At 62.9% G+C, this 12149-nt stretch carries 9 protein-coding genes; 5 read left to right on the top strand and 4 right to left on the bottom strand.

The window, feature by feature from the left end; all coding sequences use genetic code 11:
* The first annotated feature begins 87 nt into the window (after positions 1-87).
* From gyrA to AC0AII_RS06905, 3 genes are all read left to right on the top strand, one after another.
* Positions 88-2715 carry a DNA gyrase subunit A gene (gyrA, locus tag AC0AII_RS06915; protein ID WP_490446659.1) on the top strand — a complete coding sequence of 876 codons (2628 nt, stop codon included), beginning with the start codon at positions 88-90 and terminating at the stop codon, positions 2713-2715.
* A 104-nt stretch (positions 2716-2819) separates the two neighbouring features.
* Positions 2820-3419, top strand: coding sequence for a DUF3566 domain-containing protein (locus tag AC0AII_RS06910; protein WP_490446607.1), 600 nt, complete (start codon positions 2820-2822; stop codon positions 3417-3419).
* A gap of 58 nt (positions 3420-3477) precedes the next feature.
* A complete protein-coding gene (locus AC0AII_RS06905) occupies positions 3478-4593 on the top strand; it encodes a VanZ family protein (RefSeq protein ID WP_490446606.1) in 1116 nt (371 codons plus the stop codon).
* Here the strand turns inward: AC0AII_RS06905 and AC0AII_RS06900 are convergent.
* Positions 4539-5492 (bottom strand): DMT family transporter, encoded by a 954-nt coding sequence (locus AC0AII_RS06900; RefSeq protein ID WP_490446605.1) that lies wholly within the window; start codon positions 5490-5492, stop codon positions 4539-4541. The two genes, AC0AII_RS06905 and AC0AII_RS06900, sit on opposite strands and share 55 nt — an antisense overlap.
* Positions 5493-5714: 222 nt before the next feature.
* Between AC0AII_RS06900 and AC0AII_RS06895 the strand changes: the two genes are divergently transcribed.
* Both AC0AII_RS06895 and AC0AII_RS06890 read left to right on the top strand, forming a co-directional pair.
* Entirely contained in the window at positions 5715-6425 is a 711-nt protein-coding gene (locus tag AC0AII_RS06895; RefSeq protein WP_121914850.1) for a LytR/AlgR family response regulator transcription factor, read from the top strand.
* Complete coding sequence (locus tag AC0AII_RS06890) at positions 6422-7789, top strand: GHKL domain-containing protein (RefSeq protein WP_490446604.1); 1368 nt, start codon at positions 6422-6424, stop codon at positions 7787-7789. The genes AC0AII_RS06895 and AC0AII_RS06890 overlap by 4 nt, the downstream gene beginning before the upstream one ends.
* Here the strand turns inward: AC0AII_RS06890 and AC0AII_RS06885 are convergent.
* The 3 genes from AC0AII_RS06885 to AC0AII_RS06875 all read right to left on the bottom strand — a co-directional run bounded on the left by AC0AII_RS06885 (position 7753) and on the right by AC0AII_RS06875 (position 12071).
* The gene (locus tag AC0AII_RS06885) at positions 7753-8802 is read right to left on the bottom strand and encodes a glycosyltransferase family 2 protein (protein WP_490446603.1); all 1050 of its coding nucleotides are present in this window, start codon (positions 8800-8802) and stop codon (positions 7753-7755) included. The genes AC0AII_RS06890 and AC0AII_RS06885 overlap by 37 nt on opposite strands.
* A gap of 175 nt (positions 8803-8977) precedes the next feature.
* Complete coding sequence (locus tag AC0AII_RS06880) at positions 8978-9649, bottom strand: hypothetical protein (RefSeq protein WP_198189407.1); 672 nt, start codon at positions 9647-9649, stop codon at positions 8978-8980.
* Entirely contained in the window at positions 9642-12071 is a 2430-nt protein-coding gene (locus AC0AII_RS06875) for a glycoside hydrolase family 3 C-terminal domain-containing protein (RefSeq protein WP_490446602.1), read from the bottom strand. The genes AC0AII_RS06880 and AC0AII_RS06875 overlap by 8 nt, the downstream gene beginning before the upstream one ends.
* Positions 12072-12149: the final 78 nt, after the last annotated feature.

Genomic DNA, 12149 nt, shown 5'->3' with positions numbered 1-12149 from the left:
GCAGACGATAACAACAATGACAACAGCCCGGACCAGGACGGCCTCAACCTGCCCGACGGGTCCCGCGAGCCGCTCAGCCCCCAGGAGATGGACAACACCGATTATGGCCTCCTTAAGGGCGAGCGGATTCAGCCCATTGACCTCCAGCAGGAGATGCGGGAATCCTACCTGTCCTATGCCCTGTCTGTGATCGTGGAGCGGGCCCTGCCTGATGTCCGCGACGGCATGAAGCCGGTTCACCGCAGGGTCATCTACGCCATGTACGACGGCGGATACCGGCCCGACCGCGGCTACAACAAGTGCTCGCGCGTGGTGGGCGACGTCATGGGCAAGTACCACCCCCATGGCGATGCGGCCATCTATGACACCATCGTGCGTCTGGCCCAGTCCTGGTCCATGCGCTACCCGCTGGTGGACGGCCAGGGCAACTTCGGCTCCCCCGGCGACGACCCGGCGGCCGCCATGAGGTACACCGAGTGCCGTATGGCCCCCCTGGCCATGGAGATGGTGCGCGACATCGACAAGGACACGGTCGATTTCATCCCCAACTACGACGGGAAAACCCAGGAGCCTACGGTTCTGCCCTCCCGCTTCCCCAACCTGCTGGTCAATGGATCAGCCGGCATCGCCGTGGGCATGGCCACCAACATCCCTCCGCACAACCTGCGCGAGGTATCCAAGGGCGTGCACTGGGCACTGGAGCATCCCGAGGCCTCCAAGGAGGAGCTGCTCAACGCCCTGATCGCCATCATCAAGGGACCGGACTTCCCTACCGGCGCCACCATTCTGGGTCACAAGGGCATCGAGCAGGCCTACCGGACCGGACGCGGCCTGATCACCATGCGGGCCGTGGTCAACACCGAGGAGATCCGCGGAAGGATGTGCCTGGTGGTCACCGAGCTGCCCTACCAGGTCAACCCCGACCGGCTGGCCTCCTCCATCCGCGAGGCGGTGCGCGACGGCAAGATCCAGGGCATCGCCGACATGCGCGATGAGACCTCGGGCCGTACCGGCCAGCGCCTGGTCCTGGTGCTCAAGCGTGATGCCGTGCCCAAGGTGGTCCTCAACAACCTCTACAAGCACACCCAGCTGCAGCAAACCTTCGGGGCCAACATGCTGGCCCTGGTGGACGGGGTCCCCAGGACCTTGAGTCTGGATGCCTTCATCCGTCACTGGGTGGACCACCAGCTGGATGTGGTCGAGCGGCGCACCCGCTATCTGAAGCGGGAGGCCGAGGATCGCGACCACATCCTGCAGGGGTATCTGAAGGCCCTGGACATGATCGACCAGGTCATCGCCCTGATCCGCGCCTCCAAGGATGTGGAGACGGCCCGCACTGGCCTGATGGAGCTGCTGGATGTGGACGAGGTCCAGGCCGATGCCATCCTGGCCATGCAGCTGCGCCGTCTGGCCGCCCTGGAACGGCAGAAGATCCTGGACGAGCATGAGGATCTCATGCGCAAGATCGCCGACTACAACGACATTCTGGCCCACCCCGAGCGCCAGCGCACCATCGTGGGCGACGAGCTGGACGAGATCGTCGACAAGTACGGCGACGAGCGGCGCACCCGGATCGTCCCATACTCGGGCGAGATGAACGTGGAGGACCTGATCGCTGATGAGCAGGTGGTGGTCACCGTCACCCACTCCGGCTTCGTCAAGCGGACCAAGGCCGACGAATACCGGGCCCAGCACCGCGGCGGCAAGGGCATCCGCGGGGCCAGGCTGCGCGAGGACGACGTGGTGGACCACTTCTTCCTGACCAGCACCCACAACTGGCTGCTCTTCTTCACCAACAAGGGGCGGGTGTACCGGCTCAAAGCCTATGAGCTGCCCGAGGGCTCCCGCGACTCCAAGGGACAGCATGTGGCCAATCTGCTCCAGCTGGGCCCGGACGAGCGGATCGAACAGGTCCTTTCCCTGCATGGCTACGACGATGCCGACTATCTGGTCCTGGCCACCCGGACCGGACGGGTCAAGAAGACCCGTCTGGCCGAGTATGATTCGCCACGCCAAGGCGGCCTGATCGCTGTGCGGCTGATGGAGCTGGGCACCGTCACCGACGAGGACGGGCAGGAGGTGCCCCAGAGCGACGAGCTGGTGGGCGCCGGCCTCTGCAATGCCGACGACGAGATCATCCTGGTCTCCCGCAAGGGCATGAGCGTGCGCTTCCCGGCCGACGACTCCACCCTGCGGCCCATGGGACGGCAGACCGCTGGCGTCCAAGGCATGCGGTTCCGCCCCGGCGACGAACTGCTGAGCATGGACGTGATCGCCAAGGAGTCCGGGGATGATCTGCTGGTGGTCACCGACGAGGGCTTCGCCAAGCGCACCGCTCTGAGCGAGTACCGCCTGCAGGGCCGCAACGGCTACGGCGTCAAGGCCATAGCCATGGTCGAGGGCCGTGGTTCTCTGGTCGGCGCCCTGGTGGTGAACGAGGACGATCAGATCATGGCCATCATGAAGTCCGGCAAGGTCATCCGCTCCGATGTGGCCGAGGTCAAGCGGACCGGCCGCAACACCCAGGGGGTCACCCTGGCCAAGCCCGATAAAGGCGATGAGATCCTCTCCATCGCCCGCAATGCCGAGCGTGACGATCAGGAGGAGAGTAGCGGTCAGGTTGACGTGGCTCCTGCAGCTCCCCTGGCGGCCAAGGATCAGCCCATCGCCACCACCGGAACCGGCGACGGCCAAGGTCTGGCCCAAGAGGACTGAGCAGGTCCGCTACCAGTCTGACAAGACTGGTAGCCTCGTAAGAAGTCGTGCAGGTCCTGCGGCGGTGTGCGCGGACTGGTGAATGCAAGGATCAAGGAGTGCCGATGAGCCAGGATGATCAGAAGCAGGCCAAGGCCGGTACCGGTAAGAAGGGTACAGCAAAGCCCAAAACCGGAAAGACCAAGGCTGATGAATCCGAAAAGGACGAGTCCCGCCGACCATCATCGGCCACTCCCCCGGCTTCTGCTGCCGGCCGGACGGCATCAGGGCGTTCCGTAAGAGCCGCAGCTTCTGCTGCCGGTCCGGTCAAGGCCTCTTCAACCACGCGTCCTCACGTGCCTCGGGCCCGGCGCATGCAGCTGTCCTTGACCCGGCTGGAACCTTGGTCCGTGGCCAAGGTCACCTTCCTGCTGTCCATCGCCGGGGCCATCATCCAGGTGGTGGCCGCCGCCCTGCTCTGGATCCTGCTCAATGCTATGGGGCTCTTTGACAACCTGACCCAGGTCATCTCCAAGACAGGCCTGGATGCGGGTGGCTTCGACCTGGGCCAGGTGCTGAGCTTGGGGACGGTCCTGAGCTCGGTGACCATTTTCTCTATCTTCGAGATCGTCATAGTAGTGGCTCTGGTCACCATTTTTGCCTTTCTCTACAACCTGGTCAGCTCCCTGGTTGGCGGCATCCACGTAACCTTGGGCGACGACTGAGCTCTTCGTCGGCGCAGTCAATCGGTCGATAGGCCTAAGCACGATTTAGACTGGAATTGTGCTCTCGACATACCTGGACTACTTCAGCGGCTCCTTCGGCATATCTCTGGTCTTTTGGCCCCTGGCCTCGCTGATCCTGACCCTGCCCATTCTTGCCCTGATCTACAACCGCTATCACCGGCTCCGGCTGACAGCAGCCATGGCGGCCTACCTGACCGTCTTATACCTGCTGGCCTTGGTCTTCTTCACCCTCTGGCCCATGCCCGACGACCGTGCCGCCTTCTGCGCCACCCATCATCTGACCCCCCAGCTCAATCCCATGCAGTTCCTGGCCGACCTGAGGACAGGCGGGCGGATGGCCATGCTGCAGATCCTGCTCAATGTGGCCTTCTTCCTGCCTCTGGGCTTCATCATGGGGCGGGTCTTCCGCTGGCGCTTCATCCTGGCCTTGCCGGTTGCCTTCCTGGTCTCCCTCTTCATCGAAACGGCCCAGCTGACCGGAGTTTTCGGCATCGTGGGCTGCGCCTACCGCCTCTTCGATGTGGACGACCTGATCTGGAACACTTCAGGCGCTCTGATCGGCTATCTGGTGGCCATGGTGGCCAACAAGCTCGTTCCCACTCGTCAGGCTGACGCTGCCCAGCTGGTCACCAATCCCGGATTCATACACCGTGCCGTCTCCCTGGCTTTGGATCTGCTTCTGGCCACCATTCTGTCCCTGTCTCTGGGGATGGGCGTGACCTATGCGGTCCATCGCCTGGGCACCTATCAGCTGGATGGTCACTACCGCTTTGGCGGATTGCTGATCGCCCCATCCGCTCTGGATGTGTTCGGGACCGTGGTGGATCTGGCCATGCTGCTGATCTTTGAACTACTCATACCCCTGCCCCGCCGGGGACGGACGCTGGGCGCCACCTTCACCCACATGACCGTCGAAACCAAGCAGCGGCATGGCTGGTCCCGCTTCCTCTTCTATCTGTTCAGGACTGCAGTCATCCTGGCTGTCTTCGGCCCTTGGACCGGCAAGGTTCAGACTGCGACGCGCATCCTGGCCCTGCTCCTGCTGGTCTTCTACCTGATCAAGCGGCAGATGCCCTATGACCTCTTGCCTGGGGCATCCTACCGGGAGGAGGACACCGGTGCAGAGGAATCCGCCGACGACCGGCGTGGGTGAAGCCTGACCTCGGACAGGATGATGGCGGCGAAGATGATGGCGAAGCCCAGCAGATGGGTGGCCGTCAGCTCCTCGTGCAGGACCAGTACCGAGACCAGCATGCCGAACAGGCTCTCCGAGCACAGGATCAGCGAACCTTGGGCGGCGGGGACCCTGGAGAAGGCAATGTTCTGGAAGTTCTGAGCCATCAGGGTCGAGATCAGCGTCAGATACATCATGGAACCCAGGGTCGAGGGCGTGAAGTCGGCCGCAGTGGGCAAGGGATCGAAGATCAGCGCGCAGACCAGGAAGAGCATGCCGCCGAAGAGGAGCTCCAGGTAGGTCAGCGTGGGGGCATCAAACTTCTTGGTTAGGAAACCGGTGATCACCAGGTTGACCCCGTAGAGCAGGGCGCCGGCCAGAGTCAGCAGGTCGCCAGTGCTCAGAACCAGCCCCTGTCCCCCGCCTTGGGCCGGCAGCGAGATCAGAGCCACGCCCAGGATGCAGATGGCGGCCGCGACGAAGTGCCTCAGGGCCGGCCGTCGGCGGGCCATGATCCAGACCAGGAAGGGCACAAAGATGCAGTAGGTGGCCGTCAGGAAGGAGTTCCGGCCCGGAGCGATGGTGGTCAGCCCCATCATCTGCAGGCTGAAGGCCGCCCAGTAACTGATCCCCAGAATCAGCCCCGGTACCAGGGTGTGTATGGCCCCGGTTCTGCGCAGCCGGGGCAGCAAAAAGGGTGTCATGATGACGATGGCGCAGAGGATGCGAATGCCCATCAGCCAGCGAACGGTCAGGGTCTCCATGGCAACCTTTTCGAAGGTGTATCCGGCCCCCCAGGCGGCCGCGGCCATCAGCAGCATCAGACGGGCCAGCCAGGTGGAGGGTTTCCAGGACGAAGAGGGTGCGAAGGTAGACATGTTTCGACTCTAATCGTGCCCGTCCACAAGTGAGAATTCATTCGCAACGTACAAAACGAGTAGTTCAAACTTGTTTGCTTTTTTCAAGCCAACCCCCCTGCTTGTCAGCGTTCGGCTTCAGGCAAGCGGGGTCTGCCATGCGGACATCTCCGATATCATTGAAGAACGGTGATAACGGCGGCCATGGGTCCTTGGTCGACGGGGTAAGGAGTGTGTGCCAGGATGATCAGAATCGCAGTGGTGGATGACGACTCCATCAGCTGTCGGACCATGGTCAATTACCTGAGCCGTTACCGCAAGGAACGTCAGGAAGAACTGACGGTCAGCGTCTTCACCGAAGGCAAGGCTTTTGCGGATGGCTATCGACCCGTATATGACATCCTCCTTCTGGACATTCAGATGACCCCCATGGACGGAATCGAAGTGGCCCGTAGGGTGCGCGCCCGTGACGAGTCGGTGGTCATCGTCTTCATCACCTCCGCCCCCCAATACGCCATCAACGGCTATGAGGTGGGCGCTCTCTCCTACCTGCTCAAGCCCCTGCCCTGGTTCGCCTTCTCCCAGGAGCTGGACCGGTCCATCGCCCAGGTGCGCGGACGCGTGGACCTGTCCATTCTGATCACCGAGGGTGCCCGATCCACCAGGATCCCCCTCAAGGACATCGTTTTCATCGAATCCGTCCGCCACAGCAGCGTCATTCACACCTTGGATTCCTCACTGACCACGAACAGCACGCTGAAAAGCCTGGAGGGCCAGCTGGACCAGCAAGGATTCTTCCGCTCCAACTCCTGTTACCTGGTCAACCTAGCCCATGTGACGGGCATGGAGGACCAGGACTGCATCATGTCTACCGGCCAGCGGCTGAGGGTCAGCCGACCCCGCAAGAAGGCCTTCATGACGGCTCTGACCGCCTATGTGGCAGGTCGGCCATGACCAGCACCCACATCCTCAATGCCCTGCCCGACATCCCCCGGCTCTATACGGCCATCAGCGAGTGGCTGGGTTGCCTGGTCTATCTGCTGGCCATCGGGGTGAGGACCTCACGCCTAAGAATGGTGGCTGTGCTTCTGCCCGGTCTGGCCGTGCTCATCGGGGTCCAGTACTGGGCCGGCACCCTGCCTATCGCTTTCTGGATCATCAGCATGTGCCTGGCCGTGGCCTGCATGTATGCCATCATCATGCTGGCTTCGGGGTTGCGTCCGTTGGATGGGGCCTATCTGCTGGCCCGTGCCTTCGTCCTGGCCGAGCTGGTTGCCTCCCTGCACTGGCAGCTGGACTCCTTCATGCGTCCTTCCAGCCACAGCCTGTACGACCCGGCCTCCCTGATGCTGCTGGTGCTGATCTACGGGGGCGTAGGGCTGCTGGCCTGGGTGGCGGAACGGCGCAACTTCGCTAATGCCCAGCCTTCTGTGCCAGGACGCAGCGTCTTCATGGCTGCAGTCATCGCTGTGGTTACTTTCGCCATGTCCAACCTGAGTTTCGTCTCCACCAACACCCCCTTCTCCGGTCGGGTCGGCCTGGAGGTCTTCTACATCCGCACGCTGGTGGATCTGTGCGGCTTTGCCATGCTCTACGCCCAGCAGGAACAGCTGCGGGAGAGCCATACCAGCGCCGAGCTGGCCTCCATCAACGCCCGGGCTTACAGCCAGCATCGGGAGTACATACGATCCAAGGAAAATCTGGAGGCCATGGGCAGGCTCGCCCACGACCTCAAGCATCAGATCGCCGCCTTGCGCTCGCAGATGGACCCTGAGCGCAAGTCCCAGGATTTCGAGGAGCTGGAGGCTGCAGTCGGGCGGTACGGGTCGCAGCAGCACACCGGCAACCCCATCCTGGACGTGGTCATGTCAACCAAGGAGCGCATCTGCTCCGAAGAGGGGATCACCCTGACCATGGTGGCTGAGGGCTCCCTCTTGGAGGGGATGTCGCCCATGGATGTCTCCACCCTCTTCGGCAACGCCTTGGACAATGCCATTGAGGCTTTGAGGAAGGTTGAGGAACCCGACCGCCGCCTGATCAAGGTGGCCCTGTATGCCCGGGGACAATTCGTGGTGATTCGCATTGAAAACTACTTCGCATCGCCCCTGAATTGGAAAGGCAATGGCGAGCTGGCCACCACCAAGACCAGGACTGAGGATGGCCTGCATGGCTACGGGGTCAAGTCCATTCGGCACATAGCCCACCGCTATCAGGGCGAGATGACCCTGCGGACCGAACATCACTGGTTCAGCCTCTGTGTGCTCCTGCCGCGGGTGGGCGATCAGTTGAAGCCCATGGCGGCCTCGGCGGCCTTGTAACCCAGGCGAATGGCCAAGCGGCCCGGCCTGCCCGGCATGTTGATCATCCGGCAGAGCAGGGTGGAGCGCACGTCGGAGGCGATGACGGGGGAGCGGTGCTCCAGCCTTCGCCAGAGCATGTCCTTGTTTCGGTAGTTGCTGGGCTTGCGCGAAAGAATCAGGAAGACCGAGGTCACCACGCAGTTAATGGACAGATAGTGGATCATATAACGATAAAGTCCACGGGGAACCGTCCCTGGTTCAGGCGTGGAGTCAGCCATGAGCCCGTTGACCAGCAGCAGTTGTGAAACCCGGGCGATCATGATCGAGGTCTGCACTGACTGGCCTTGACGGCCGGTGTGGTAACGATAGAAATCCGTGTCCAGGTAGAGCAGGGTGTGCACCCAGGGCAGGGGCTGATAGGAGTAGATGAAGTCCACGTAGTAGGTGTGTTCGGGCAGGCGGGTGTGGGCCTGGCGGAGCACCTCAGTGCGCATGATCAGGGCATGCATGATCATGTACTGGGCCAGCCCGAACCGCCGCAGATGGTTCCAGTCCAGCACCCGTCCCGGGTCCATGACGCTGCGGAAGTTGATGACCCGCTTGTGCTTGCGGCCTTCCTTTTCATAGACATAGTTGGTGACCACCATGTCCACCGGATTCGAACGTCGCGACTGGTTGCGCAGTTGGTCCAGAACCAGACTCAGGGAGGTCGGGTCCACCCAGTCGTCGGCATCGACCACCTTGATATAGCTGCCCTGGGCGGCTGCCAGACCCGTGTTGACCGCGCCGCCGTGGCCCTTGTTGGTCTGGCTGATCAGGCGGACAGTGTGCGGATGGCGTGCCTGATATGACTGCACTACCTGCGCTGTGGCATCGGTGGATCCGTCATCGACCACGATGACCTCCAGGTCCTCCCCCTCCCGGCTCAGGAGCGAATCCAGGCAGGTCGGCAGATGCTGGGCCATGTTGTAGGCGGGGACGATGAAGGTAAGAACGGGCGGGCTCGTGGAGGCCGGTCGGTCAGCTGTCATGAACGATCACTTCGCAAAAGAATGGGTCGGCGGGGTTGTCGGCGGGGTTGCCGTAATCCCGTCGGCGGCCGTTGTATGCGACCACTGTACATGATGGGTTTGAGGAAAAGGCCCCGCCCCTCTGGCTGCCGATGCATGCCGGTTCATTGGCGGCCGGGGGAGTGGGGCCGGAATTTTACTGGGCGCTCGCCTCGGATTCGGTGGGCTCCTGACGGAAGATGACCTTGAAGATGGGGAAGAAGACCCAGAAGGAGATGGCCGAGTTGATGATCATGGTGACCAGATCAGCAATGGTGGTCCCCAGGCTGCCCCAGTTCAGGGTGTGCTGGAAGAAGCCGTAGATGGGATCCTTGTACCAGCCCTGCAGCGCCGCCGCGATGATGGTGATGATCACGTAGGCCACCAGGTACCAGAAGGCCGCCTTCCAGACCGAGGAGTTGGACTTGAAGGTGATGTTGCGCTGGAGGAAGAAGTTGATGATCTGGGCGATCAGCAGGGTGATCTCCACCGCAAGGAAGTAGGCCAGGCCGCCCCCGCCGCCGTGGCCGATGGACCCGGCCGCGTAGTCGAACAGGTAGTAGGGCTTGCCGCCGACGGTCCCCATGCGCCAGATCTGGAAGTTGGTGCCCACCAGGGAGGTGCCGTTGAAGATGGCCTTGAGCACGGGCATGAGCACCAGCTGCAGGACGGTGACCCCGTTGGACAGGATGAAGAAGACGATGAACTGGGCCAGGGTGGTGTGCCGGTCGCTGAATCGCCGCCACCAGCGGACGATCGCCCACTGCGAGGCCGTTGTCGTCTTCCCCTGGGCCGGCTGTCCGGCCTGCTGGCTGTGCTGATCACTCATGATTGAGCTCCTTTCCGGTCCTGCGGTTGGCAGCCATGTTCCTGAAGAATCCAGCGATGAATCCGCCCAGCCCCCTCCATAGGTGGCCGTTGGGAATGCGGACGATGGCCTCGACCATGGCCGTGTCGATCAGCCCGTTGGTCATCTTGGCCATGGCCCTGGGGGGCATGTTGAGCAGGAAGAGGGTGTTCAGGTCGGGGTTGCCGGTCTTGGCTTCGTGACGTCTCTCGCTCTTGGCCAGGAAGTTGGCCACGAACCTGGCCAAGGCGCTTCTGGAGTCCTTCCAGGATGAGAGCGGATCGTTGACGCCGAAGGTGCTGACGGCGCCCTGTCGGACCACCGGGTGGCCGAAGAGCGCTGTCACAGCGGCATCGTCGACCTCCTTGACCCGGCCGGTCAGGTAGGCGCCCAAGGCAGGGTCGGGACTCTGCGGGTCGACGGTGCCCTGGACGCTCAGGTGCCTGCTCAGCTCCATGGTGCGCGCGTCGGACCCGATCATGATGGTCCAGTCGCCGGACTCGACCTGCCAGGAGTTGCTGGCCGTGTCGAAGTGCCGGAAGGTCGTCTGATCGAAGTCGATGCGGACCTGGGTTGACTGGCCGGCCTCCAGGCTGACCTTCTTGAAGCCCTTCAGCTCGCGGATCGGTCTGAGCACGCCACCCTTGGGCGCCTGGACGTAGAGCTGGGGAACGGTGGCTCCCTGCCTGTCCGAATCATTGGTCAGGGTGAAGGTGACTCCCTTGTCGTCCACGGTCAGATCGGCGTAGGTGAAGTGCGCATAAGACAGGCCGTATCCGAAGGGGAAGCGCTCCTCTACGTCGGCGGTCAGGTAGTAGCGGTAGCCGACGAAGGGACCCTCCCGGTAGATCGACTCGTGCGCCGAGTCGGGGTACCAGTCGGCGCTGGGGCAGTCGGCATAGGACTTGGGCCAGGTTTCCGCCAGGTGGCCGGAGGGGTTGACCCGGCCCGTCAGGATGTTCAGGGTGGCTGAAGCTCCAGCCTGCCCGGACAGCCCTATGTAGAGGACGGCATCGCACTGGTCAATCCAGTCGGTGGTGACGGGGGAGCCTGTCACCAGGACGACCACCAGGGGCTTGTCCGTCGCACCCAGCGCCTTGATCAGGTCGACCTGGTTGCTGGGAATGTCCATGTGGGAGCGGTCCAGGCCCTCGGATTCACTGCGCTCATCCAGGCCCACGCAGGCGACAATCACGTCAGCCTGGCCAGCCGCAGCCACGGCCTGGTCGATCAAAGACCGGTTCTTCTCGCCATGGCGTTCGTAGCCCTGGCTGTAGGAGGCCAGCTCCAGTCCGTCGCCGTTGCCCTGCCTGAGCAGGTCCAGCATGCTCTCCTGCTTGGCTGCGTTGACCTTTGAGGATCCGGATCCCTGGAACCTGGCGGTTTTGGCCATATCCCCGACCAGGGCGACCCGGGTGCCGGCGGCCAGTGGCAGGCGTCCCTCCCGGTTGACCAGAAGGACAGCGGATCCCTCGGCGATGCTCCGTGCCACCTGATGGTGGTCCCGTATCTGATCCGCGGTCAGATTCCCATCGGGGTCCATGTCAGAGTGGTAGGTCAGCTTGGCCAGCCGTGCCACCTCTTCGGCCCGGGCGTTCAGGTCGGCTTCGTCCAGGCGGCCCTCCTGCACGGCCTTGGCAACCTGGCGCACGGAGTCGTATCCGGCCTGAGGCATCTCCAGGGAGGAGCCATTGGCGGCTGCGGCGACTGCACTGTTGGAGCCGCCCCAATCCGAGACCACCATGCCGTCGAAGCCCCACTCTTTGCGCAGGATGTCCTTGAGCAGGTGGGGATTCTCGTTGGCATAGGTGCCGTTGACCATGTTGTATGAGGTCATGATGGCCCAGGGGTGGGCCTGGCGCACAGCAATCTCGAATCCGGTCAGATAGAGTTCGCGCATGGTGCGCTCGTCCACCACGGAGTCGGATGCCTGGCGGCGCAGCTCCTGGCTGTTCATGGCGAAATGCTTGGGGGTGGCGGCCACGCCCTGGGACTGGATGCCCTCGATCAGGCCTGCAGCCATGTGACCGGCCACCTGGGGGTCTTCGGAATAGTATTCAAAGTTTCTGCCGCACAGGGGATTGCGCTTGATGTTCATGCCCGGACCCAGGACCATGTTGACGCCCAGGCTCCTGGCCTCGTTGCCCAGCGCCTGGCCCATGGTTTTGGCCAGCTCCGGGTCCCATGAGCAGGCCACCGTGCCGGCTGTGGGGAAGCAGGTGGCGGGCTTGGACTTGCCCATGCCCAGGTTGTCCCCTGATCCGGTCTGGCGGCGCAGACCGTGCGGTCCGTCGCTCAGGACTATGCTCGGGATGCCCGCCCTCTTCAAGGCACGGGTCGCCCAGGTGGATTTTCCGGAGAGCAGCGATGCCCGTTCCAGAACTGTCAGATCCTTGACTTCCATAGTGTTCCCTCTCTGTGACGGGGGCCGATCCTGCTGCGGGAACCCTCGTTGCTTCCACAATCGGCCTCGGACTGGTAC

Source organism: Bifidobacterium sp. VU/mBH4 (B4) (genome assembly GCF_058199535.1).
This window is presented reverse-complemented; position numbering and strand designations above follow the sequence as displayed.